The sequence below is a fragment of the Bacillus sp. SIMBA_154 genome (assembly GCF_046536015.1).
Lineage (GTDB): Bacteria > Bacillota > Bacilli > Bacillales > Bacillaceae > Bacillus > Bacillus pumilus_P.
In genome coordinates this window covers 54,946-79,700 of sequence record NZ_JAWJBV010000011.1, presented here as the reverse complement: position 1 = coordinate 79,700, position 24,755 = coordinate 54,946, and the positions used below count along the sequence as shown (strand labels likewise).

The 24,755-nt window shown below is 42.3% G+C and carries 32 protein-coding genes and 1 other annotated feature; all 32 genes read left to right on the top strand.

All coding sequences use genetic code 11. The features are described 5' to 3' along the window. Positions 1-29 precede the first annotated feature (29 nt). Positions 30-170, top strand: a sequence feature (ribosomal protein L10 leader region). Positions 171-239: 69 nt separating this feature from the next. Beyond that, positions 240-740: a 50S ribosomal protein L10 gene (rplJ, locus tag R0K30_RS14895; RefSeq protein WP_003217048.1), complete on the top strand. Its 501-nt coding sequence runs from the start codon at positions 240-242 to the stop codon at positions 738-740. 42 nt (positions 741-782) lie between these two features. Further along, a complete protein-coding gene (gene rplL, locus R0K30_RS14890) occupies positions 783-1,148 on the top strand; it encodes a 50S ribosomal protein L7/L12 (RefSeq protein WP_034323240.1) in 366 nt (121 codons plus the stop codon). Positions 1,149-1,244: 96 nt separating this feature from the next. Then, positions 1,245-1,850, top strand: coding sequence for a class I SAM-dependent methyltransferase (locus R0K30_RS14885; RefSeq protein WP_099728194.1), 606 nt, complete (start codon positions 1,245-1,247; stop codon positions 1,848-1,850). A 255-nt stretch (positions 1,851-2,105) separates the two neighbouring features. Further along, complete coding sequence (gene rpoB / locus R0K30_RS14880) at positions 2,106-5,687, top strand: DNA-directed RNA polymerase subunit beta (RefSeq protein ID WP_007496297.1); 3,582 nt, start codon at positions 2,106-2,108, stop codon at positions 5,685-5,687. 61 nt (positions 5,688-5,748) lie between these two features. Further along, on the top strand, positions 5,749-9,348 hold the full coding sequence (gene rpoC / locus R0K30_RS14875) for a DNA-directed RNA polymerase subunit beta' (protein ID WP_099728193.1): 3,600 nt from the start codon (positions 5,749-5,751) through the stop codon (positions 9,346-9,348). Positions 9,349-9,494: 146 nt separating this feature from the next. Beyond that, the gene (locus R0K30_RS14870; RefSeq protein WP_008345416.1) at positions 9,495-9,743 is read left to right on the top strand and encodes a 50S ribosomal protein L7ae-like protein; all 249 of its coding nucleotides are present in this window, start codon (positions 9,495-9,497) and stop codon (positions 9,741-9,743) included. 112 nt (positions 9,744-9,855) lie between these two features. Continuing rightward, positions 9,856-10,275, top strand: coding sequence for a 30S ribosomal protein S12 (rpsL, locus tag R0K30_RS14865; protein WP_003216962.1), 420 nt, complete (start codon positions 9,856-9,858; stop codon positions 10,273-10,275). 121 nt (positions 10,276-10,396) lie between these two features. Continuing rightward, positions 10,397-10,867, top strand: coding sequence for a 30S ribosomal protein S7 (gene rpsG, locus R0K30_RS14860; RefSeq protein ID WP_003216884.1), 471 nt, complete (start codon positions 10,397-10,399; stop codon positions 10,865-10,867). Positions 10,868-10,921: 54 nt separating this feature from the next. Next, on the top strand, positions 10,922-13,000 hold the full coding sequence (gene fusA, locus R0K30_RS14855) for an elongation factor G (RefSeq protein WP_099728192.1): 2,079 nt from the start codon (positions 10,922-10,924) through the stop codon (positions 12,998-13,000). 117 nt (positions 13,001-13,117) lie between these two features. Continuing rightward, positions 13,118-14,308, top strand: coding sequence for an elongation factor Tu (gene tuf / locus R0K30_RS14850; RefSeq protein WP_007496302.1), 1,191 nt, complete (start codon positions 13,118-13,120; stop codon positions 14,306-14,308). A gap of 109 nt (positions 14,309-14,417) precedes the next feature. Beyond that, positions 14,418-15,377, top strand: coding sequence for an alpha/beta fold hydrolase (locus tag R0K30_RS14845; RefSeq protein ID WP_410611466.1), 960 nt, complete (start codon positions 14,418-14,420; stop codon positions 15,375-15,377). Between the two features lie 218 nt (positions 15,378-15,595). Beyond that, positions 15,596-15,904 (top strand): 30S ribosomal protein S10, encoded by a 309-nt coding sequence (gene rpsJ / locus R0K30_RS14840; RefSeq protein ID WP_099728190.1) that lies wholly within the window; start codon positions 15,596-15,598, stop codon positions 15,902-15,904. 37 nt (positions 15,905-15,941) lie between these two features. Further along, the gene (gene rplC, locus R0K30_RS14835; RefSeq protein ID WP_041084736.1) at positions 15,942-16,571 is read left to right on the top strand and encodes a 50S ribosomal protein L3; all 630 of its coding nucleotides are present in this window, start codon (positions 15,942-15,944) and stop codon (positions 16,569-16,571) included. Between the two features lie 27 nt (positions 16,572-16,598). After that, positions 16,599-17,222 (top strand): 50S ribosomal protein L4, encoded by a 624-nt coding sequence (gene rplD, locus R0K30_RS14830; protein ID WP_099679362.1) that lies wholly within the window; start codon positions 16,599-16,601, stop codon positions 17,220-17,222. Further along, entirely contained in the window at positions 17,222-17,509 is a 288-nt protein-coding gene (rplW, locus tag R0K30_RS14825; protein ID WP_003217016.1) for a 50S ribosomal protein L23, read from the top strand. The genes rplD and rplW overlap by 1 nt, the downstream gene beginning before the upstream one ends. Positions 17,510-17,537: 28 nt before the next feature. After that, positions 17,538-18,371 carry a 50S ribosomal protein L2 gene (rplB, locus tag R0K30_RS14820; protein ID WP_024425599.1) on the top strand — a complete coding sequence of 278 codons (834 nt, stop codon included), beginning with the start codon at positions 17,538-17,540 and terminating at the stop codon, positions 18,369-18,371. 57 nt (positions 18,372-18,428) lie between these two features. Beyond that, a complete protein-coding gene (gene rpsS, locus R0K30_RS14815; RefSeq protein ID WP_003216920.1) occupies positions 18,429-18,707 on the top strand; it encodes a 30S ribosomal protein S19 in 279 nt (92 codons plus the stop codon). Positions 18,708-18,724: 17 nt separating this feature from the next. Next, positions 18,725-19,066, top strand: coding sequence for a 50S ribosomal protein L22 (gene rplV, locus R0K30_RS14810; protein WP_007496316.1), 342 nt, complete (start codon positions 18,725-18,727; stop codon positions 19,064-19,066). 3 nt (positions 19,067-19,069) lie between these two features. Beyond that, the gene (gene rpsC, locus R0K30_RS14805) at positions 19,070-19,726 is read left to right on the top strand and encodes a 30S ribosomal protein S3 (RefSeq protein WP_003217241.1); all 657 of its coding nucleotides are present in this window, start codon (positions 19,070-19,072) and stop codon (positions 19,724-19,726) included. Position 19,727: 1 nt separating this feature from the next. Beyond that, positions 19,728-20,162: a 50S ribosomal protein L16 gene (rplP, locus tag R0K30_RS14800; protein ID WP_003225801.1), complete on the top strand. Its 435-nt coding sequence runs from the start codon at positions 19,728-19,730 to the stop codon at positions 20,160-20,162. Beyond that, a complete protein-coding gene (rpmC, locus tag R0K30_RS14795) occupies positions 20,152-20,352 on the top strand; it encodes a 50S ribosomal protein L29 (RefSeq protein ID WP_003217155.1) in 201 nt (66 codons plus the stop codon). Before rplP ends, rpmC begins: the two co-directional genes overlap by 11 nt. Before the next feature lie 25 nt (positions 20,353-20,377). After that, a complete protein-coding gene (gene rpsQ, locus R0K30_RS14790; protein ID WP_003216906.1) occupies positions 20,378-20,641 on the top strand; it encodes a 30S ribosomal protein S17 in 264 nt (87 codons plus the stop codon). Between the two features lie 39 nt (positions 20,642-20,680). Continuing rightward, positions 20,681-21,049 carry a 50S ribosomal protein L14 gene (rplN, locus tag R0K30_RS14785; RefSeq protein ID WP_003216882.1) on the top strand — a complete coding sequence of 123 codons (369 nt, stop codon included), beginning with the start codon at positions 20,681-20,683 and terminating at the stop codon, positions 21,047-21,049. 35 nt (positions 21,050-21,084) lie between these two features. Continuing rightward, positions 21,085-21,396: a 50S ribosomal protein L24 gene (rplX, locus tag R0K30_RS14780; protein WP_034323211.1), complete on the top strand. Its 312-nt coding sequence runs from the start codon at positions 21,085-21,087 to the stop codon at positions 21,394-21,396. Positions 21,397-21,421: 25 nt separating this feature from the next. Continuing rightward, positions 21,422-21,961 (top strand): 50S ribosomal protein L5, encoded by a 540-nt coding sequence (gene rplE / locus R0K30_RS14775; RefSeq protein WP_099728188.1) that lies wholly within the window; start codon positions 21,422-21,424, stop codon positions 21,959-21,961. Between the two features lie 22 nt (positions 21,962-21,983). Continuing rightward, positions 21,984-22,169, top strand: a complete 186-nt coding sequence (rpsN, locus tag R0K30_RS14770; RefSeq protein WP_008356542.1) for a 30S ribosomal protein S14 — start codon at positions 21,984-21,986, stop codon at positions 22,167-22,169. Positions 22,170-22,200: 31 nt separating this feature from the next. Beyond that, entirely contained in the window at positions 22,201-22,599 is a 399-nt protein-coding gene (rpsH, locus tag R0K30_RS14765; RefSeq protein WP_003217040.1) for a 30S ribosomal protein S8, read from the top strand. A gap of 31 nt (positions 22,600-22,630) precedes the next feature. Then, entirely contained in the window at positions 22,631-23,167 is a 537-nt protein-coding gene (rplF, locus tag R0K30_RS14760; RefSeq protein WP_099728187.1) for a 50S ribosomal protein L6, read from the top strand. 32 nt (positions 23,168-23,199) lie between these two features. Beyond that, positions 23,200-23,562 carry a 50S ribosomal protein L18 gene (gene rplR / locus R0K30_RS14755; RefSeq protein WP_099728186.1) on the top strand — a complete coding sequence of 121 codons (363 nt, stop codon included), beginning with the start codon at positions 23,200-23,202 and terminating at the stop codon, positions 23,560-23,562. A 24-nt stretch (positions 23,563-23,586) separates the two neighbouring features. Beyond that, positions 23,587-24,087, top strand: coding sequence for a 30S ribosomal protein S5 (gene rpsE, locus R0K30_RS14750; protein ID WP_007496332.1), 501 nt, complete (start codon positions 23,587-23,589; stop codon positions 24,085-24,087). Between the two features lie 13 nt (positions 24,088-24,100). Then, a complete protein-coding gene (gene rpmD / locus R0K30_RS14745; protein WP_003217067.1) occupies positions 24,101-24,283 on the top strand; it encodes a 50S ribosomal protein L30 in 183 nt (60 codons plus the stop codon). Positions 24,284-24,313: 30 nt separating this feature from the next. Further along, on the top strand, positions 24,314-24,754 hold the full coding sequence (rplO, locus tag R0K30_RS14740; RefSeq protein ID WP_034323201.1) for a 50S ribosomal protein L15: 441 nt from the start codon (positions 24,314-24,316) through the stop codon (positions 24,752-24,754). Position 24,755 lies beyond the last annotated feature (1 nt).

The window sequence follows — 24,755 nt, the reverse complement described above, 5'->3', positions numbered from 1 at the left end:
TTTTGATAATATCAAAATGTTGTAAAATAGAATAATGTCCATTTATACCGTAGACAGCAGGGGCCTTATGGCTTAATTAACCCGCCGAGGTGTATATGTCACAGTCTTACGTTAACGTATGCTTGTATATACAGCCTCCATGTCTTAATGGAGGCTTTTTATATGGAGAACCGTTCGTTAGGAACGTGATGGCCTGATCGGTATAAGTGTTACACAAAGAATGTACAGGAGGTGTAACCATGAGCAATGCAATCGATACTAAAAAAGTAGTCGTTGATGAAATTACTTCTAAATTTAAAGACAGTATGTCTACTGTAATTGTAGATTACCGTGGTCTTTCAGTTTCTGAAGTGACTGAACTTCGTAAGCAACTTCGTGATGCTGGCGTAGAATTCAAAGTTTACAAAAACACTTTGACTCGCCGTGCAGTTGAACAAGTTGAACTAACTGGTTTAAACGATTTCTTAACAGGTCCAAACGCTATCGCATTCAGTAACGAAGATGTTATCGCACCTGCGAAAATCATCAACGAATTTGCGAAAAGCCACGAAGCTTTAGAAATCAAAGCTGGTGTCATCGAAGGAAACGTAGCGACTGTAGAAGAAGTGAAGGCTCTTGCGGAACTTCCGTCTCGCGAAGGCTTACTATCTATGTTGCTTAGCGTTCTTCAAGCTCCAGTTCGTAACCTTGCTCTTGCTACTAAAGCAGTTGCAGATCAAAAAGAAGAACAAGGCGCTTAATGCGTACTTTACGTAAAATAACTTTAAATGGAGGAATTACAAATGGCTTTAAATATCGAAGAAATCATTGCTTCAGTTAAAGAAGCAACTGTACTTGAGTTAAACGACTTAGTAAAAGCAATCGAAGAAGAATTTGGCGTAACTGCTGCTGCTCCTGTAGCTGTAGCTGCTGCTGGTGGTGCTGCTGCTGAAGAGAAAACTGATTTTGATCTAGTACTTTCTGGTGCTGGAGACCAAAAAATCAAAGTGATCAAAGTGGTTCGTGAAATTACTGGTCTTGGCTTGAAAGAAGCTAAAGAACTTGTTGACAACACGCCAAAACCACTTAAAGAAGGTATTGCTAAAGAAGAAGCTGAAGAACTTAAAGCTAAGCTTGAAGAAGTTGGCGCTTCTGTAGAAGTTAAGTAATCTTCGCCTAATCTTTTGAGAAAGCTCGCTTTTACTGGCGGGCTTTTTCTTTTCTAATTTCCTGAAACGATTGAACCCAGAGGAGGTCCATTCATCGTGAGTGACCACTATTATACGGAAAAGCCATCAGTGAAAAGCAATAAACAGACATGGGACTTCACCCTGAGAAACCGTACCTTTACTTTTACAAGTGACAGTGGAGTGTTTTCTAAGAAAGAAGTCGACTATGGTTCAAGGCTATTAATTGAAGCTTTTGAAGAACCTGACTTGGATGGCGATGTCTTAGATGTCGGTTGCGGTTATGGACCGATCGGCTTATCGTTAGCAAACGAAATGACGAGACGCACCATTCATATGATTGATGTGAACGAAAGAGCAGTCGAACTTTCAAAGGAAAACGCTAAGCATAATCGCATTGATAATGTCCGCATCTATCAAAGTGATTTGTTCTCGAATGTTCATTCATCAGCTGCTTTTGCCTCTATACTGACCAATCCCCCAATACGGGCAGGGAAGAAAGTTGTACATGCGATCTTTGAAAAAAGTGCTGATCATTTATTGCCAGAAGGTGAGTTGTGGGTGGTTATTCAGAAAAAGCAGGGCGGGCCATCTGCGATTGAAAAATTAGAGCAGCTCTTTGGAGAAGTCGCGGTCGTTATGAAAAAAAAGGGCTACTATATTATCAAAGCTAAAAAAGTTTGACGCAGTTTCCTAGCTGTGTTAACATTATAAAATGCCAATGTGTATATTTTGCTTGATAGGCTTAATAAACAACTATTTTGTATAAATTATGCATACTTGGGAAAACTAATAAAATCGGTATTTGTTTTTGGATGTGGTTTTCTTATTTTAGAAACCCTTTTTTCTTTTGTCTTGTAAAAGTATTTCTTTACTGACATTTGAAAGACAGAAATACTTTTTACACATATAATACGCATGATTTGAGGGGTGAATCAGTTGACAGGTCAACTAGTTCAGTATGGACGACACCGCCAGCGCAGAAGCTACGCACGCATAAGCGAAGTGTTAGAATTACCAAATCTCATTGAAATTCAAACCTCTTCTTATCAGTGGTTTCTTGATGAGGGTCTTAGAGAGATGTTTCAAGATATATCCCCAATTGAGGATTTTACTGGTAACCTTTCTCTTGAATTCATTGATTACAGCCTAGGGGATCCTAAGTATCCTGTAGCAGAATCAAAAGAACGTGATGTAACTTACTCTGCTCCACTAAGAGTAAAAGTTCGTTTAATTAACAAAGAAACTGGAGAAGTAAAAGACCAAGATGTGTTCATGGGTGATTTCCCAATCATGACAGACACAGGTACTTTTATCATTAATGGTGCGGAACGTGTAATCGTTTCTCAATTAGTTCGTTCTCCGAGTGTATATTTCAGTGGTAAAGTAGACAAAAACGGTAAAAAAGGTTTTACTGCGACTGTCATTCCAAACCGTGGCGCATGGTTAGAATACGAAACTGATGCGAAGGATGTAGTCTATGTACGCATCGATCGCACACGTAAGTTGCCGGTTACGGTTCTTTTGCGTGCCCTCGGCTTCAGCTCTGATCAAGAGATTCTTGACCTCATTGGCGAGAATGAATACTTACGCAACACGCTGGAAAAAGACAATACAGAGAATGCGGATAAAGCACTTCTCGAAATCTACGAGCGGCTTCGTCCTGGAGAGCCGCCAACTGTTGAAAATGCGAAAAGCTTGCTAGACTCTCGCTTCTTTGATCCGAAGAGATATGACCTAGCAAATGTTGGACGCTACAAGATTAATAAGAAGCTTCATATTAAAAATAGACTGTTCAATCAAAAATTGGCTGAAACACTAGTTGATCCTGAAACAGGTGAAATTCTAGCAGAAAAAGGTCAAATTTTAGACAGAAGAGTTCTTGATAAAGTTCTTCCATACTTAGAAAACGGCATCGGATTTAGAAAACTTTATCCGAACGGTGGCGTAGTAGAAGATGAAGTAGAACTTCAATCTATTAAGATTTATGCACCAACTGATCAAGAAGGCGAGCAAGTGATCAACGTGATTGGTAATGCATACGTAGAGGAAGCTGTGAAAAATATCACTCCTTCTGACATCATTGCATCGATCAGTTATTTCTTCAACCTGCTTCATGGTGTAGGTGACACAGATGATATCGATCACCTTGGTAACCGTCGTCTTCGTTCTGTAGGTGAACTTCTGCAAAACCAATTCCGCATTGGTTTAAGCAGAATGGAGCGTGTTGTTCGTGAAAGAATGTCGATCCAAGACACAAACACGATCACACCTCAGCAGCTGATTAACATTCGTCCTGTGATCGCTTCTATCAAAGAGTTCTTTGGTAGCTCTCAGCTTTCTCAGTTCATGGATCAAACAAACCCACTTGCTGAATTGACGCACAAACGTCGTCTGTCGGCGCTTGGACCGGGTGGTTTGACACGTGAGCGTGCAGGAATGGAAGTTCGTGACGTTCACTACTCTCACTATGGCCGTATGTGTCCGATTGAAACACCAGAGGGTCCAAACATCGGTTTGATCAACTCTCTATCTTCATTTGCAAAAGTGAACCGCTTCGGATTTATCGAAACACCTTACCGCCGGGTTGACCCTGAAACAGGTAAAGTGACACCGAGAATCGATTACTTAACTGCTGATGAAGAGGATAACTACGTTGTAGCACAAGCGAACGCTATATTAGGTGAAGATGGTTCGTTTATCGATGATAATATCATTGCTCGTTTCAGAGGGGAAAACACAGTTGTTCCTCGAAACCGCGTTGACTACATGGACGTTTCGCCAAAGCAGGTTGTTTCTGCGGCGACAGCATGTATCCCATTCTTAGAAAACGATGACTCTAACCGTGCTCTAATGGGAGCGAACATGCAGCGTCAGGCTGTGCCTTTGATGCAGCCGGAATCACCGATTGTTGGTACAGGTATGGAGTATGTATCAGGGAAAGACTCTGGTGCTGCTGTCATCTGCCGCTACCCAGGTGTTGTAGAACGTGTTGAAGCGAAAAATATTTGGGTTCGTCGCTATGAAGACGTTGACGGACAACAAGTCAAAGGAAACCTAGACAAATACAGCTTGCTGAAATTTGTCCGCTCTAACCAAGGGACTTGCTACAATCAGCGTCCAATCGTAAGTGTTGGAGATGAAGTCGTTAAAGGAGAAATCCTTGCAGACGGTCCTTCTATGGAAAAAGGTGAATTGGCTCTAGGACGTAACGTGATGGTCGGCTTCATGACATGGGACGGTTACAACTACGAGGATGCGATCATTATGAGTGAGCGCCTTGTAAAAGATGACGTCTATACTTCTATCCATATTGAAGAATATGAATCAGAAGCTCGTGATACAAAGCTTGGACCAGAAGAAATCACACGTGATATTCCAAACGTTGGGGAAGATGCTTTACGCAACCTTGACGAGCGCGGTATCATCCGTATTGGTGCAGAAGTAAAAGACGGAGACCTTCTAGTAGGGAAAGTAACGCCTAAAGGTGTAACAGAACTGACAGCTGAAGAACGTCTATTACATGCAATCTTCGGTGAAAAGGCTCGTGAAGTTCGTGATACGTCGCTACGTGTTCCACACGGCGGCGGCGGAATTATCCACGATGTAAAAGTCTTCAACCGTGAAGATGGAGATGAATTACCACCAGGTGTGAACCAGTTAGTCCGCGTATACATCGTTCAGAAACGTAAAATTTCTGAGGGTGACAAAATGGCCGGACGACATGGTAACAAAGGGGTTATCTCTAAAATCCTTCCAGAAGAAGATATGCCGTATCTTCCAGATGGAACGCCGATTGATATCATGTTAAACCCTCTAGGGGTACCATCTCGTATGAACATCGGTCAGGTGCTCGAGCTTCATATGGGTATGGCCGCACGTTACCTTGGCATCCACATTGCGTCACCAGTATTTGATGGTGCTCGTGAGGAAGATGTTTGGGAAACGCTTGAAGAAGCAGGAATGTCCCGTGATGCAAAAACAGTCCTTTATGATGGTCGAACTGGTGAACCATTCGACAACCGTGTATCTGTCGGAATCATGTATATGATCAAACTGGCTCACATGGTTGACGATAAACTTCACGCTCGTTCAACTGGACCATACTCACTTGTTACGCAGCAGCCACTTGGCGGTAAAGCACAGTTTGGCGGTCAGCGTTTCGGAGAGATGGAAGTATGGGCACTGGAAGCTTACGGTGCTGCATACACACTTCAAGAAATCTTAACGGTTAAATCGGATGACGTTGTGGGTCGTGTGAAAACATACGAAGCCATCGTCAAAGGGGATAACGTACCTGAACCAGGTGTCCCTGAATCATTCAAAGTGTTAATCAAAGAACTTCAAAGTTTAGGTATGGATGTCAAAATCCTATCTGGTGATGAAGAAGAGATAGAAATGAGAGATTTAGAAGACGATGAGGAAACGAAGAAAGCAGACGGATTAGCGTTATCTAATGACGAAGATGCTGCAGACCTCGCACCTGTCGATCTTGAACGTGACGCAGTCACAAAAGAATAGCAGAAACGATTAGAGCAAGTGACTAGGGTATAACCCGAAGATTAAAAGGGAGGTAGGCCCCTTGCTAGATGTGAACAATTTTGAGTATATGAACATCGGTCTCGCATCACCTGATAAAATCCGTTCTTGGTCTTTTGGTGAAGTGAAAAAGCCTGAAACGATTAACTATCGTACACTGAAACCTGAAAAAGATGGTCTCTTTTGTGAACGTATCTTCGGACCGCAAAAAGACTGGGAATGTCATTGTGGAAAGTATAAACGTGTTCGTTATAAGGGTGTTGTATGTGACCGTTGTGGTGTAGAAGTAACACGGGCAAAAGTCCGTCGTGAGAGAATGGGGCATATCGAACTGGCTGCCCCAGTTTCCCACATTTGGTATTTCAAAGGTATCCCAAGCCGTATGGGTCTTGTTCTTGATATGTCACCACGTGCGTTAGAAGAAGTGATCTACTTCGCTTCTTACGTCGTGACAGATCCGGGCAACACACCGCTTGAGAAGAAACAACTTCTTTCTGAGAAAGAATTCCGTGCTTATTTAGATAAATACGGTAATACGTTCCAAGCAGCTATGGGTGCTGAAGCAATCAACAAACTTCTTCAAGATATCGATCTTGTAAAAGAAGTGGATACACTGAAAGAAGAGCTGAAAACAGCCCAAGGACAGCGTCGTACACGTGCGATCAAACGCCTTGAAGTGTTAGAAGCCTTCCGTAACTCAGGAAACAAACCGTCTTGGATGATCCTTGATGTACTTCCGGTTATTCCACCAGAATTACGTCCAATGGTTCAGCTTGATGGTGGACGTTTTGCTACTTCTGACTTGAACGACCTTTATCGTCGTGTCATCAACCGTAACAATCGTCTGAAACGTTTATTAGATCTTGGCGCGCCAAGCATCATCGTTCAGAACGAGAAGCGTATGCTTCAAGAAGCTGTCGATGCCTTGATTGATAATGGACGTAGAGGTCGACCAGTAACAGGACCAGGAAATAGACCATTGAAATCTCTTTCTCACATGCTGAAAGGGAAACAAGGGCGTTTCCGTCAAAACTTGCTTGGTAAACGTGTTGACTATTCTGGACGTTCCGTTATCGTCGTAGGACCACATTTGAAAATGTATCAGTGTGGACTTCCGAAAGAAATGGCTCTTGAATTATTCAAACCATTTGTGATGAAGGAGCTTGTTGAAAAAGGATTAGCCCACAACATTAAGAGCGCGAAGCGTAAAATTGAGCGCGTGCAGCCGGAAGTATGGGATGTTTTAGAATCAGTTATTCGCGAGCATCCAGTCTTACTAAACCGTGCACCAACTCTTCACAGACTTGGTATTCAAGCGTTTGAACCTACACTTGTGGAAGGACGCGCAATTCGTCTGCATCCACTTGTATGTACAGCCTACAACGCTGACTTTGACGGTGACCAAATGGCGGTTCACGTACCATTATCTGCCGAAGCTCAAGCTGAGGCTCGTATCTTAATGCTTGCTGCTCAAAACATTTTGAACCCGAAAGATGGAAAACCAGTTGTTACGCCATCTCAGGATATGGTGCTTGGTAACTACTACCTAACACTTGAGCGTAAAGGTGCTATCGGAGAAGGTATGGTCTTCAAAGATACGAATGAAGCCCTTCTAGCTTATCAAAATGGTTATGTGCATCTTCATACACGTGTAGCTGTTGCAGCTAGCTCGTTGAAGAATGTGACATTCACTGATGAACAGCGTTCTAAATTGTTGATTACAACAGTTGGAAAACTGATCTTTAACGAAATCTTACCGGAATCATTCCCATACATGAATGAGCCGACTAAGAGCAATATTGAAGAAAAAACACCTGATCGTTTCTTCCTTGAAAAAGGTGAGGATGTAAAAGCTGCGATCGAGAAACAAGAAATCAATGCGCCGTTCAAAAAAGGTATTTTAGGAAAGATCATTGCGGAAATCTTTAAGAGATTCCACATCACTGAGACTTCTAAAATGCTTGACCGCATGAAAAATCTTGGGTTCAAATATTCTACTAAAGCCGGTATTACCGTTGGTGTATCTGATATCGTCGTATTAGATGATAAGCAGAAAATCCTTGAAGAAGCACAAGCCAAAGTAGATAACGTCTTGAAGCAATTCAGACGTGGTTTGATTACAGAAGAAGAGCGTTATGAGAGAGTGATTTCAATCTGGAGTTCTTCTAAAGATGTCATCCAAGGTAAACTGATGAAGTCCCTTGATGAAGTCAACCCGATCTACATGATGAGTGACTCTGGAGCGCGTGGTAACGCATCTAACTTCACTCAGCTGGCTGGTATGCGTGGTCTGATGGCCAACCCGGCTGGACGTATCATTGAACTTCCGATTAAATCTAGTTTCCGTGAAGGTTTAACCGTATTAGAATACTTTATTTCCACTCACGGAGCGCGTAAAGGTCTTGCCGATACAGCCCTTAAAACAGCTGACTCAGGCTATCTCACGCGTCGCCTCGTTGACGTTGCACAGGATGTCATCATCCGTGAAACAGATTGCGGTACAGACCGTGGAATCTTGGCGAAGTCCATTAAAGAAGGAAATGAAATTATTGAGAAACTTGAAGAACGTCTTATCGGACGTTTTGCAAGAAAACCAATTGTTCATCCTGAAACGGGCGAAGTCATTGTGGGTGAAAACGAGCTAATTGATGAAGATAAAGCACTTGAAGTAGTTGAAGCAGGTATTGAAGAAGTATGGATCCGTTCTGCATTTACATGTAACACGCCTCATGGTGTATGTAAACGATGCTACGGCCGTAACCTTGCAACTGGTACTGACGTCGAAGTTGGTGAAGCAGTTGGAATCATCGCTGCACAATCGATCGGTGAGCCAGGAACACAGCTTACAATGCGTACGTTCCACACCGGTGGGGTAGCAGGAGACGATATCACACAAGGTTTACCTCGTATCCAAGAGCTATTTGAAGCGCGTAATCCGAAAGGGCAAGCGACCATCTCTGAAATTGATGGTGTCGTTGCTGAAATCAACGATGTTCGTGACAAGCAGCAGGAAATTGTGGTTCAAGGCGAAGTTGAAACTCGTTCTTACACAGCTCCTTACAATGCACGTCTGAAAGTTGTTGAAGGTGACAAAGTCACTCGTGGTCAAGTACTGACAGAAGGTTCTATCGATCCGAAAGAGCTTCTAAAAGTGACTGACATGACAGCTGTTCAAGAATATCTGCTTCATGAAGTACAAAAAGTATACCGTATGCAAGGGGTAGAAATCGGAGATAAACACGTAGAGGTAATGGTTCGCCAAATGCTTCGCAAAGTGCGTGTCGCTGATGCAGGGGATACAGATGTATTGCCAGGCACACTTCTTGATGTACATCAATTCACTGAAGCGAACAAAAAAGTTCTATTCGAAGGCAAGCGTCCTGCAACAGGCCGTCCAGTTCTTCTTGGTATTACAAAAGCATCACTTGAAACAGACTCATTCTTGTCTGCTGCATCCTTCCAAGAAACGACTCGTGTCCTAACTGATGCGGCGATCAAAGGAAAACGCGATGAACTGCTTGGCTTGAAAGAGAATGTTATCATTGGTAAACTTGTTCCTGCTGGAACGGGAATGCCAAACTACCGTAAAGTTAAGCCGGTTTCACAAGTGCAGCCGACTGACGACATGGTTCCTGTAGAGTAATCTTTCTCAAAAGATTTCCATAAAAATCATCAAAAAATGGTGAAGGATGTCAAGATAATCTGTCATACGATATTGACATCCTTCTGCCATGATGATAATATAACCAAGGTGCTCAAAATAAAACCTGTTACTTTGGAGGATATTCGATGTCTTATGATAAAGTATCACAGGCTCAGTCCATTATTATTGGTACGAAGCAAACAGTAAAAGCTCTAAAACGAGATTCAGTAAAGGAAATCGTCGTAGCGAAAGATGCTGATCCTGCTTTAACAGCTAGTGTAATGAAACTAGCGCAAGAGAAGGGTGTAGACATTTTAGTGGTAGATTCCATGAAAAAGCTCGGCAAGGCCTGCGGAATTGAAGTTGGGGCAGCAGCTGTTGCCATTATGTTATAACGTACTTGTTTGTTTTTGCATGCTTTAAATGCAAAAGCATTGTTTTTTGCCTTTTGATGAACCACCTGGGTATGTGGGTTATAAAAAAAGTAATGAAGGGAGGAATAACAACATGCCTACAATTAATCAGCTAATACGCAAAGGACGCGTGAGTAAAGTTGAAAACTCAAAGTCTCCTGCACTTAACAAAGGATACAACAGTTTCAAAAAAGAGCACACTAACGTAACATCTCCACAGAAACGCGGGGTTTGTACTCGTGTCGGTACAATGACACCGAAAAAACCAAACTCAGCACTACGTAAATATGCTCGTGTACGTTTGTCTAACCTGATTGAAGTAACAGCTTACATTCCTGGTATCGGTCATAACCTACAAGAGCACAGTGTAGTACTTATCCGTGGCGGACGTGTAAAAGACTTACCGGGTGTACGTTACCACATCGTTCGTGGTGCGCTTGATACTGCCGGAGTTGACGGTCGTATGCAAGGACGTTCTAAATACGGAACAAAACGCCCTAAACAAAGCAAATAATATAAACAAACATAAGGGTTTTTAGAAGTTAATATCAGATCAGTGGAGTCAGGGAACTGACAATGAAATTGAGATGAGAGACAGATAGAAATCCTTTTAAAAGAGAAGGGAGGCTATTCAGATGCCACGTAAAGGTCCTGTAGCAAAAAGAGACGTTTTGCCAGATCCAATTTACAATTCTAAACTTGTATCTCGTTTGATCAACAAAATGATGATCGACGGTAAAAGAGGAAAATCTCAAACAATACTCTACAAGTCATTTGATATCATCAAAGAACGTACTGGTAATGAAGCGATGGAGGTTTTCGAACAAGCCTTGAAAAACATCATGCCAGTTCTTGAAGTGAAAGCACGTCGTGTAGGTGGAGCTAACTACCAAGTACCTGTAGAAGTTCGCCCAGACCGTCGTACGACTTTAGGTCTTCGCTGGTTAGTTAACTACGCTCGTCTTCGTGGAGAAAAAACGATGGAAGAGCGTCTTGCTAACGAAATCCTTGACGCAGCTAACAACACTGGTGCTGCTGTGAAGAAACGTGAAGATACACACAAAATGGCAGAAGCGAACAAAGCATTCGCTCACTACCGCTGGTAGGATTTATACCAAACTAAAAAAACTATTCCCTAATAAGGAAGGAGAAATTACCCAATGGCAAGAGAGTTCTCCTTAGACAAAACTCGTAATATTGGTATCATGGCTCACATCGATGCCGGTAAAACGACAACGACTGAGCGTATCTTGTACTACACTGGTCGTATCCATAAAATTGGTGAAACTCACGAAGGAGCTTCACAAATGGACTGGATGGAGCAGGAGCAAGAACGTGGTATTACAATCACTTCTGCTGCTACTACAGCACAATGGAAAGGTTACCGTGTAAACATCATCGATACACCAGGACACGTAGACTTCACTGTTGAAGTTGAACGTTCTTTACGTGTACTTGATGGTGCGGTAGCTGTTCTTGATGCACAATCAGGTGTAGAGCCACAAACTGAAACAGTTTGGCGCCAAGCAACAACTTACGGAGTACCTCGTATCGTATTCGTTAACAAAATGGATAAAACCGGTGCGGACTTCCTTTACTCTGTAGGTACATTAAGAGATCGTCTTCAAGCAAACGCTCATGCAATTCAATTGCCGATCGGTGCTGAAGACCAATTCGAAGGAATCATCGACCTTGTAGAAAACGTAGCATACTTCTACGAAGATGACCTTGGAACTCGCTCTGATGCAAAAGAAATCCCTGCTGAGTATAAAGACAAAGCTGAAGAGCTTCGCAGCAGCTTAATTGAAGCTGTGGCTGAGCTTGATGAAGAGCTTATGGAAAAATACCTTGAGGGTGAAGAAATTACAATTCCTGAATTGAAAGCTGCAATCCGTAAAGGAACATTGAATGTTGAATTCTATCCAGTTCTTGTTGGATCTGCTTTCAAAAACAAAGGTGTTCAGCTTGTACTTGACGCTGTGCTTGATTACCTTCCTGCACCAACTGATGTTGCTGCAATCAAAGGTACCTTGCCAGATACAAATGAAGAGGTTGTACGTGAGTCTACTGATGACGCACCATTCTCAGCCCTTGCATTTAAAGTTATGACTGACCCTTATGTTGGGAAACTAACTTTCTTCCGCGTATACTCTGGAACACTTGATTCTGGTTCTTACGTGAAGAACTCTTCTAAGAACAAGCGTGAACGTGTTGGACGTATCCTTCAAATGCACGCAAACAGCCGTGAAGAAATCTCTACTGTTTACGCAGGGGATATCGCAGCAGCTGTAGGTCTTAAAGATACATCAACTGGTGACACTCTATGTGACGAGAAAAGCCTTGTTATCCTTGAGTCTATGGATTTCCCAGAGCCAGTTATCGATGTAGCAATCGAGCCTAAATCTAAGGCTGACCAAGATAAAATGGGTATCGCTTTAGCTAAACTAGCTGAAGAGGATCCAACATTCCGTACACAAACAAACACTGAAACTGGTCAAACGATCATCTCTGGTATGGGTGAGCTTCACCTTGATATCATTGTTGACCGTATGAAGCGTGAGTTCAAGGTTGAAGCTAACGTAGGAGCTCCTCAAGTTGCGTACCGTGAAACATTCCGTTCTGGTGCAAAAGTTGAAGGTAAATTCGTACGTCAGTCTGGTGGACGCGGTCAGTTCGGACACGTTTGGATCGAATTCGAACCAAACGAAGAAGGCGCAGGCTTCGAATTCCAAAATGCAATCGTTGGTGGGGTTGTTCCTCGTGAATACATCCCAGCTATTCAAGCAGGTCTTGAAGATTCACTTGAAAATGGTGTATTAGCTGGATTCCCATTAATCGACATCAAAGCTAAATTATTTGATGGATCATACCACGATGTTGACTCTAACGAAATGGCGTTTAAAATTGCTGCGTCTATGGCATTGAAAAATGCTGTCAGCAAATGTAACCCAGTTCTACTTGAGCCAATGATGAAAGTAGAAGTCGTTATCCCTGAAGAATACATGGGAGACATCATGGGTGATATCACATCTCGTCGTGGACGTGTAGAAGGTATGGAAGCACGCGGTAACGCTCAAGTTGTTCGCGCTATGGTTCCACTTTCTGAAATGTTCGGATATGCAACTGCACTCCGTTCTAACACACAAGGACGCGGTACTTTCACTATGCACATGGATCACTATGAAGAAGTGCCTAAGAGCATCAGTGAAGAAATCATCAAAAAAAATAAAGGTGAATAATTGATTTTGCCTTTAAACTAAAGTATAACTACTATTGAAGATCAGAAAGTGAGAGGTAACTCTTCACTTTCTATCACTCTATACCAAATACAATGACCTTTAAGGAGGATTTTTAGAATGGCTAAAGAAAAATTCGACCGTTCCAAATCGCATGCTAACATTGGTACAATTGGACACGTTGACCATGGTAAAACAACTCTAACTGCTGCTATCTCAACAGTTCTTCATAAGAAATCTGGTAAAGGTACAGCTATGGCTTATGATCAAATCGATGGTGCTCCTGAAGAGCGCGAGCGTGGAATCACAATCTCAACTGCACACGTTGAGTATGAAACTGAAACTCGTCACTATGCACACGTAGACTGCCCAGGACACGCTGACTACGTTAAAAACATGATCACTGGTGCTGCTCAAATGGACGGTGCGATCTTAGTAGTATCTGCTGCTGACGGTCCAATGCCACAAACACGTGAGCACATCCTGCTTTCTCGTAACGTAGGTGTACCTTACATCGTTGTATTCCTTAACAAATGTGACATGGTTGACGATGAAGAGTTACTTGAACTTGTTGAAATGGAAGTTCGTGACCTTCTTTCTGACTATGACTTCCCTGGTGACGATGTACCAGTTATCAAAGGTTCTGCTCTTAAAGCTCTTGAAGGAGATGCTGATTACGAAGCAAAAATCTTTGAACTTATGGATGCGGTTGATGAGTACATCCCAACTCCAGAACGTGACACTGAGAAGCCATTCATGATGCCAGTTGAGGACGTATTCTCAATCACTGGTCGTGGAACAGTTGCTACTGGTCGTGTTGAGCGTGGACAAGTTAAAGTCGGTGACGAAGTTGAAATCATCGGTCTTCAAGAAGAAAACGGTAAAACAACTGTTACAGGTGTTGAAATGTTCCGTAAGCTTCTTGACTATGCTGAAGCTGGTGACAACATCGGTGCACTACTTCGTGGTGTATCTCGTGAAGATATCCAACGTGGTCAAGTACTTGCTAAACCAGGTACAATCACTCCACATAGCCGTTTCAAAGCTGAAGTTTATGTACTTTCTAAAGAAGAGGGTGGACGTCATACTCCATTCTTCACTAACTACCGTCCGCAGTTCTACTTCCGTACAACTGACGTAACTGGTATCGTACATCTTCCAGAAGGTACTGAAATGGTTATGCCTGGCGATAACACTGAGATGGAAGTTGAACTTATCTCTACTATCGCTATCGAAGAAGGAACTCGTTTCTCTATCCGTGAGGGTGGACGTACTGTAGGTTCTGGTGTCGTTTCAACTATCATTAAATAATAAACATATAAAAGAGACTCCTTGCAAAAGGGTCTCTTTTTTTGCTTTTCCAGACCAGAACGGCTACTATAAGCTATAGAATCTAAATGGAACCGAGAGGATCACTGGAATGGCGAAGACATATTTGAAGAAATGGTTGATCGGCGGAGTTGACCAATGGATTATGATGAAAGAAAATCACCTGAATAAAACAAAACCCGTTTTTTTATTTTTACACGGTGGGCCCGGCTCAGCTCAAATCAGTTATATCGATTCCTTTCATGAGGAATTAGATCAAGACTTTACAGTCGTCCATTGGGATCAGCGTGGGGCAGGACTTTCCTATCAAAAGAATATTCCCGCTGCTTCGATGACTATTCAGCAATTTGTTGAAGATACGATTGAACTGACCGAAAAGCTTCTTTCGTATTTAGGTCATTCAAAACTGTACATCGCTGGGTACTCATGGGGAGCGCTGATTGCGATACAAGCAGTACATAAACGTCCGGATTTATATCATGCATATTATGGGATTAGTCAGGTCGTGGATGTATTAAAAGAAGATATTGTGTCGTACGAACTTCTTCTGAAGAAATACCATCGCAATCGACTGCTCACTAGCTGCCTGCGATTACTGACACCTCCCCCGTGGAAACGAACCTCTGCTCATGCTTTGTTCTCTCTATATAAAGAGTTCGCAAAAGTAGGGCTCACACATAAGTGGAAGCCGATTTTTCAAATGATGAACGCGTTTCTTCATAGTAAGCATTATCAGCTGAAAGATAAATGGAGATTCCTGAAAGGACAGAAGTTTAGTCAGGACAAGCTATGGAATGAACTGATGAATGAGAGTATTCAATACCGAGTTTCTACTATATTAATACCGTGCTACTTTATCATTGGTGAACATGACATGATTACGCCCGCTGCTGTAACAAAACCATATGTTGATCAATTAACAGCACCGATAAAAGAATGGTTCACCTTTAAAGAATCTGCCCATTCCCCGCATATTGAAGAGCCAGATGAATTTATTCGGATCGTAAGAAAGACTGCTGTACATCATCTTCAGGGAAAGCTTGATTTATAGGCTGAACCCCTGTATAATATGAAAAGTGTGCAAATCATAAATTTATCCGATTTATTATTGCAACACGCAGGCCAATTTGGTACAATAGTGCATGTTGGTCTTTGACTGCGATGAAGTGAGAGGTTGCTGACACACCCGGCCGCTTTGCCATGGCAAGGTGATCAGGTTTTTCTCACGGAGAACTGTCTAACGTAAGTAGGCGAAAAGGAGGGAAAATAATGGCAAAACAAAAAATTCGTATTCGTTTAAAAGCATATGATCATAGAATTCTTGATCAATCTGCTGAGAAGATTGTTGAAACGGCTAAGCGTTCTGGTGCTAGTGTATCTGGTCCGATCCCGCTTCCAACTGAAAAATCAGTTTACACAATCCTTCGTGCGGTTCATAAGTACAAAGATTCTCGTGAGCAATTCGAGATGCGTACTCACAAACGTCTAATCGACATCGTGGATCCAACTCCGCAAACAGTTGATGCACTTATGCGTTTAGATTTACCATCTGGTGTAGATATCGAAATCAAACTTTAATTCAAATAGAAAACACATATTATAGGAGGTGTGACGAATGACCAAAGGAATCTTAGGTAGAAAAATTGGTATGACGCAAGTATTCGCAGAAAACGGTGATCTTATCCCTGTAACTGTTGTTGAGGCTGCTGCTAACGTTGTTCTTCAAAAGAAGACTGCTGATACGGATGGCTATGAAGCAATCCAAATCGGTTTTGATGACAAACGTGAAAAGCTTTCTAACAAACCAGAGAAAGGCCACGTTGCTAAAGCGGAAACTGCTCCTAAGCGCTTCGTAAAAGAATTACGCGGTGTGGAGTTAGATGCGTATGAAGTTGGTCAGGAAGTCAAGGTTGATATTTTTGCAAATGGAGATATCGTAGATGTAACAGGAACATCAAAAGGTAAAGGATTCCAAGGGGCTATCAAGCGCCACGGACAATCACGCGGACCAATGACTCACGGTTCACGTTATCACCGTCGTCCTGGTTCAATGGGACCTGTTGATCCAAACCGCGTATTCAAAGGTAAACTTCTTCCAGGACGTATGGGCGGAGAGCAAATCACTGTCCAAAACCTTGAGATCGTTAAAGTTGATGCAGAACGCAATCTTCTATTGATCAAAGGGAACGTACCAGGAGCTAAAAAATCTCTAGTAACTGTAAAGAGTGCAGTTAAATCTAAATAACTCTCTTAGGAAAGGAGGAAACAAGTCATGCCAAAAGTAGCATTATTTAACCAAAACGGTTCTACTAACGGTGAAATCGAATTAAACGCTTCTGTGTTTGGAATCGAGCCAAACGAAAGCGTAGTATTCGATGCTATTCTTATGCAAAGAGCTTCCTTACGTCAAGGAACTCACAAAGTAAAAACTCGTTCTGAAGTACGTGGCGGAGGTCGTAAGCCTTGGAGACAGAAGGGTACAGGTCGTGCTCGTCAAGGTTCTATCCGTTCACCACAATGGCGCGGAGGCGGTATCGTATTCGGTCCAACACCACGCAGCTATTCTTATAAATTACCTAAAAAAGTTCGCCGCTTGGCTATCAAGTCAGTATTGTCTTCTAAAGTAATCGACAACAACATCATCGTTCTTGAAGATTTGACTCTTGATGCAGTGAAAACGAAAGAATTCGCAGGCATCCTTAAAGGGTTATCTGTTGAGAAGAAAGCGTTGATCGTCACTGCGGATGCAAACGAAACAGTAGCTTTATCTGCTCGTAACATCCCTGGAGTAACAGTTGTTGAAGCTAAAGGTATCAACGTTCTTGACGTTGTCAACCACGACAAACTTCTGATCACTAAAGCAGCGGTTGAAAAAGTAGAGGAGGGACTTGCATAATGAAAGATCCTCGTGATGTTCTAAAGCGCCCTATCATTACTGAACGTTCTGCTGATCTAATGACAGAGAAGAAGTACACGTTCGAAGTTGATGTCAGAGCTAACAAAACAGAAGTGAAAGACGCTGTTGAAGAAATCTTTGGAGTGAAAGTTGAGAAAGTCAACGTTCAAAACTACAAAGGAAAATCTAAACGCGTTGGACGCTACACTGGTATGACTAGCCGTCGCAGAAAAGCGATCGTGAAATTAACTGCTGACAGCAAAGAAATCGAAATTTTTGAAGCGTAAATCTTAAAAAGAAGGAGGGAAATTCAAAATGGCGATTAAAAAGTATAAACCAACCAGTAATGGTCGTCGTGGCATGACTACTTCAGATTTTGCTGAAATCACGACTGACAAACCAGAAAAATCGTTGCTTGCACCGCTACACAAAAAAGGCGGACGTAACAACCAAGGTAGATTGACTGTTCGTCATCAAGGTGGCGGTCATAAACGTCAATACCGTATCATCGACTTTAAGCGTGATAAAGATGGTATACCTGGACGCGTTGCTACAATCGAGTATGATCCAAACCGTTCAGCGAACATCGCTCTTGTAAACTATGCAGATGGTGAGAAACGTTACATTCTTGCTCCAAAAGGAATTCAAGTTGGTACTGAAGTTACTTCTGGACCAGAAGCTGACATCAAACCAGGTAACGCGCTTCCACTTATCAACATCCCAGTTGGTACAGTTGTGCATAACATTGAATTGAAACCAGGTAAAGGTGGACAATTAGTTCGTTCTGCTGGTACTTCTGCTCAAGTTCTTGGTAAAGAAGGTAAATACGTTCTTGTACGTTTGAACTCAGGAGAAGTTCGCATGATTCTTTCTGCTTGCCGTGCGACTATCGGTCAAGTTGGAAACGAGCAACACGAATTAATTAACATCGGTAAAGCTGGACGTTCTCGCTGGAAAGGCGTACGCCCAACAGTTCGTGGTTCTGTAATGAACCCTAACGATCACCCACACGGCGGTGGTGAAGGACGCGCTCCAATCGGACGTAAATCACCAATGTCTCCATGGGGTAAACCGACTCTTGGATTCAAGACTCGTAAGAAAACCAACAAGTCTGATAAATTCATTGTACGTCGTCGTAAAAACAAGTAACGGGGTTGTCTACGGTTCATTTAGGACCGTAGTTCAATCACGAAGGGAGGTTCCACAATGGCTCGCAGCTTAAAAAAAGGACCATTTGTTGATGATCATTTGATGGCTAAAGTCGAGAAATTGAATGAAACTGACAAAAAGCAAGTCGTAAAAACTTGGTCTCGTCGTTCTACAATTTTCCCACAATTCATCGGTCACACAATCGCTGTCTATGACGGACGCAAACATGTACCTGTTTTCATTTCTGAAGATATGGTAGGTCACAAATTGGGCGAATTCGCACCAAGCCGTACTTACAAAGGTCATGCTAGTGACGATAAAAAAACAAGACGCTAATGAGAGGAGGCTTTTAAATGCAAGCTAAAGCTGTCGCAAGAACAGTCCGTATTGCTCCTCGTAAAGCACGTCTAGTAATGGACCTGATCCGAGGTAAGCAAGTAGGAGAAGCAGTTTCTATCTTAAACCTTACACCTAAGGCTGCTTCACCAATTATTGAAAAAGTATTAAAATCTGCTATCGCAAACGCTGAGCACAACTACGAGTTGGACGCTAACAGCCTAGTGATTACTCAAGCATTCGTTGACGAAGGTCCAACACTTAAGAGATTCCGTCCACGTGCTATGGGTCGTGCGAGCGCAATTAACAAACGTACTAGCCACATTACAATCGTTGTATCAGAAAAGAAGGAGGGATAATCCGTGGGTCAAAAGGTAAATCCAGTAGGTCTTCGTATTGGCGTCATTCGTGATTGGGAATCTAAATGGTTCGCAGGTAAAGATTACGCTGACTTCTTACATGAAGACTTGAAAATCCGTGAATTCATCAGCAAGCGTTTGTCTGACGCGTCTGTTTCTAAAGTAGAAATCGAACGTGCTGCAAACCGCGTAAATATCACAATCCACACGGCTAAACCAGGTATGGTAATTGGTAAAGGCGGATCTGAAGTTGAAGCACTTCGTAAAGCTCTTAACAGCCTAACTGGCAAACGTGTACACATCAACATTCTTGAAATCAAGAGAGCAGATCTTGATGCTCAGCTAGTTGCTGAAAACATCGCTCGTCAACTTGAAAATCGTATTTCATTCCGTCGTGCACAAAAACAAACAATCCAACGCACAATGCGTGCTGGAGCACAAGGAATCAAAACAATGGTTTCTGGTCGTCTTGGCGGTGCAGATATTGCTCGTTCTGAATATTACAGTGAAGGTACTGTTCCGTTGCACACACTTCGTGCTGACATTGACTATGCTACTGCTGAAGCTGACACTACTTATGGTAAGCTTGGCGTAAAAGTATGGATCTATCGTGGAGAAGTCCTTCCAACTAAGAAGAATACTGCGGAAGGAGGAAAATAATATGTTATTGCCAAAACGCGTGAAGTATCGCAGAGAACATCGTGGGAAAATGCGTGGTCGTGCAAAAGGCGGCACTGAAGTACATTTCGGTGAGTTCGGTATCCAAGCTCTAGAAGCTTCATGGATTACTAACCGTCAAATCGAAGCTGCTCGTATTGCTATGACTCGTTACATGAAACGTGGCGGTAAAGTTTGGATTAAAATTTTCCCTTCTAAGCCATACACAGCAAAACCTCTAGAGGTCCGCATGGGTTCCGGTAAAGGTGCTCCAGAAGGATGGGTAGCTGTAGTAAAACCGGGCAAAGTTTTATTTGAAATTTCTGGTGTGTCTGAAGAAGTTGCTCGTGAAGCTCTTCGCCTTGCATCTCACAAATTGCCAATTAAAACGAAGTTCGTAAAACGTGAAGAAATTGGTGGTGAATCAAATGAAAGCTAATGAAATTCGTGACCTTACCACTGCTGAAATTGAACAAAAAGTAAAGTCTCTTAAAGAAGAACTTTTCAATCTTCGTTTCCAATTAGCGACTGGGCAGCTTGAAAACACTGCTCGCATTCGTGAAGTGCGTAAATCAATCGCACGCATGAAAACTGTGATTCGTCAAAGAGAAATCGCTGCTAATAAATAATAATTAGAGGGGAGGCCCCGCAAACATGAGCGAACGTAACCAACGTAAAGTGTATCAAGGTCGTGTTGTTTCTGACAAAATGGATAAAACCATCACTGTTGTTGTTGAAACATACAAAAAGCATTCACTTTATGGCAAACGTGTAAGATACTCTAAAAAGTTCAAAGCACATGATGAAAACAACCAAGCAAAAATCGGAGACATCGTAAAGGTCATGGAAACTCGTCCTTTATCTGCGACTAAACGCTTTCGTCTAGTTGAAGTTGTCGAAGAAGCTGTTATTATCTAATAAAGTTCGGATTTCTTTTTCCGAAGGGAGGTAACATTAATGATTCAACAGGAGACTCGTTTAAAAGTAGCTGACAACTCTGGCGCACGCGAAGTACTAACGATTAAAGTTCTTGGTGGCTCTGGACGTAAGACGGCTAACATCGGTGATGTCATTGTTTGTACGGTTAAACAAGCAACACCAGGAGGCGTTGTCAAAAAAGGTGAAGTTGTGAAAGCAGTTATCGTTCGTACAAAGAGCGGAGCTCGCAGAAACGATGGATCTTACATCAGTTTTGATGAAAATGCATGTGTCATCATCCGTGACGACAAGAGCCCGCGTGGAACTCGTATCTTCGGACCAGTAGCACGTGAACTTCGTGAAAATAACTATATGAAAATTGTTTCTCTAGCACCAGAAGTACTTTAATGAATACAATCCCCGACTCAAGGAGGTGCGATTAAATGCATGTTAAAAAGGGCGATAAAGTAGTGGTTATCTCTGGTAAAGATAAAGGTAAACAAGGAGTCATCCTTGCTGCTTTCCCTAAGAGTGACCGTGTTTTAGTAGAAGGTATTAACCTTGTGAAAAAACACTCTAAACCAACCCAAGCTAACCCTCAAGGCGGAATTTCTGAACAGGAAGCGTCGATTCACGTATCAAACGTAATGCCGCTTGATCCTAAAACGGGTGAAGTGACACGTGTTGGGTATAAAGTTGAGGACGGAAAGAAAGTCCGTGTAGCGAAAAAATCTGGGCAAGTTCTAGATAAATAGTAAATAAGGAAGGGAGGTCTTTCTCATGAACCGCCTTAAAGAAAAGTATGTAAAAGAAATTACACCTGCATTAGTTTCTAAGTTTGAATACACTTCAGTAATGCAAGTGCCAAAAATCGAAAAAATCGTGATCAACATGGGTGTTGGTGACGCAGTTCAAAACGCTAAAGCAATCGATACTGCTGTTGAAGAATTAACGTTTATCGCTGGTCAAAAACCTGTCGTTACTCGTGCGAAGAAGTCTATTGCTGGATTCCGTCTACGTGAAGGAATGCCAATCGGTGCGAAAGTAACACTTCGCGGAGAGCGCATGTATGATTTCCTTGATAAACTTATTTCTGTATCTTTACCACGTGTACGTGACTTCCGTGGGATTTCTAAGAAATCTTTCGACGGACGTGGAAACTACACGCTTGGTATTAAAGAACAGTTAATCTTCCCAGAAATTGATTACGATAAAGTATCAAAGGTCCGCGGTATGGATATCGTTATCGTTACTACTGCCAATACGGACGAAGAAGCACGTGAGTTATTAACTCAAGTAGGTATGCCGTTCCAGAAATAATCAATGAAAGGGAGGCGAAATCGTGGCTAAAAAGTCTATGATTGCGAAGCAACAACGCAAACAAAAGTTTAAAGTTCAAGAGTATACGCGCTGCGAACGTTGTGGACGTCCACATTCAGTTATTCGTAAGTTTAAACTTTGCCGTATTTGTTTCCGCGAACTTGCATATAAAGGACAAATTCCTGGCGTTAAAAAAGCCAGCTGGTAATCCCCATAAATGGGAAGGAGGTTATTAAATAATGGTTATGACAGATCCGATTGCAGATTTGCTGACTCGTATTCGCAATGCGAACATGGTACGTCATGAGAAGCTAGAAGTACCGGCTTCAAAAATCAAAAGAGAAATTGCTGAAATCTTAAAGCGTGAAGGTTTTATCCGTGACGTTGAATACGTTGAAGACAGCAAACAAGGAATTATCCGTATGTTCCTTAAATACGGTCAAAACAACGAGCGTGTTATCACTGGTCTAAAAAGAATCAGTAAACCTGGTTTACGCGTATATGCGAAATCAAATGAAGTACCACGTGTACTTAACGGACTTGGAATCGCAATTATTTCTACATCACAAGGTGTTTTATCGGACAAAGAAGCCCGTGCTAAACAAGCTGGTGGAGAAGTACTTGCTTACGTATGGTAAAAAAAGCTTAAGATGAATGGAGGTGCTTGGTATGTCTCGCATAGGTAAAAAACTACTTGAGATCCCTTCAGGAGTAACTGTGACAAACAACGATAACACAGTGACAGTAAAGGGACCAAAAGGTGAACTAACTCGTACGTTTCACCCTGATATGGAAATTAAAATTGAGGACAACGTCTTAACTGTAAGCCGTCCGTCTGAACATAAAGAACACCGTGCATTACATGGTACAACACGTAGCTTGCTTGCAAACATGGTTGAAGGTGTATCTAAAGGTTTCGAAAGAGGTTTAGAACTTATCGGTGTCGGTTACCGTGCAGCTAAATCTGGAAACAAACTTGTTCTTAACGTTGGATACTCTCATCCAGTTGAAATCGTTCCTGAGGCTGGAGTTGAAGTCGAAGTTCCATCTCAAACGAAAGTAATCGTTAAAGGTATCGATAAAGAGCGTGTAGGAGCTCTTGCTTCTAACATCCGCGCTGTCCGTTCTCCAGAGCCTTACAAAGGTAAAGGAATTCGTTACGAAGGTGAATTCGTTCGCCGTAAAGAAGGAAAAACTGGTAAGTAAGATCGCTTAAAGTGAAGAAAGGAGTGACTCGGATGATTACGAAAACTAGCAAAAACGCTACTCGTCTTAAAAGACATGCTCGTGTTCGTGCGAAACTTTCAGGTACTGCTGAAAGACCTCGCCTTAACGTTTTCCGTTCTAACAAGAATATCTACGCTCAAGTAATTGATGATGTTAACGGTGTAACACTTGTAAGTGCTTCTACTCTTGATAAAGAGTTAAAGGTCGAGAATAGTTCTGACACTGCAGCTGCTATTAAAGTTGGCGAAGTTGTTGCAAAACGTGCTGTTGAAAAAGGAATCTCTAACGTGGTATTTGACCGCGGAGGATACTTATATCATGGACGTGTAAAAGCTCTAGCTGAAGCTGCTCGTGAGGCTGGACTTAAATTTTAATAAAAGAAGGAGGGACACATCCGAATGAGTCGTATTGACCCAAGCAAATTAGAGTTAGAAGAACGCTTAGTTACGGTTAACCGCGTAGCGAAAGTTGTTAAAGGTGGACGTCGTTTCCGTTTTGCAGCTTTAGTTGTTGTCGGTGACAAAAACGGTCATGTTGGTTTCGGTACTGGTAAAGCGCAAGAAGTACCAGAAGCAATCCGCAAAGCTGTTGAAGATGCGAAAAAGAATTTAATTGAAGTACCAATGGTTGGAACTACAATTCCACATGAAATCATCGGTCGATTCGGTGCAGGAAACGTTCTATTGAAGCCTGCTTCAGAAGGTACAGGAGTTATCGCTGGAGGCCCAGTGCGTGCGGTACTTGAGCTTGCTGGTCTAGCTGATATCCTTTCTAAATCTCTAGGTTCTAATACACCGATCAACATGATCCGCGCAACACTTCAAGGTTTAAGTGAACTTAAACGTGCTGAAGATGTAGCGAAGCTTCGTGGAAAATCTGTAGAAGACCTGTTAGGATAAGGAGGGAACAATAATGGCAAATAAATTAGAAATTACCCTCAAACGCAGTGTAATCGGTCGCCCTGAAGATCAGCGTGTCACTGTTCGTACTCTTGGTCTAAAGAAAACAAACCAAACAGTCGTACATGAAGACAATGCAGCGATCCGCGGCATGATTAACAAGGTGTCTCATTTAGTTTCTGTTAAAGAACAATAAAACATTTTTAATCGATAAGGAGGTGCCCAAATGAAACTTCATGAATTGAAGCCTTCAGAAGGTTCACGTAAAGTACGCAACCGTGTTGGTCGTGGTATTGGATCAGGTAACGGTAAAACTTCTGGTAAAGGTCATAAAGGTCAAAACGCTCGTTCTGGCGGCGGTGTACGCCCTGGATTCGAAGGTGGACAAATGCCTTTATTCCAACGCCTTCCAAAACGTGGTTTTACAAACATCAACCGTAAAGATTACGCGGTAATCAACTTAGACAGATTAAACAGTTTTGACGAAGGAACGGAAGTCACTCCTGAACTTCTTCTAGAGACTGGTGCATTAAGCAAGTTAAAAGCAGGAGTAAAAATTCTTGGCAACGGTAAATTAGAAAAAAAATTAACTGTAAAAGCCAATAAATTCTCTGCTTCTGCGAAAGAAGCTATTGAAGCTGCTGGCGGTACAGCCGAGGTGATCTAAC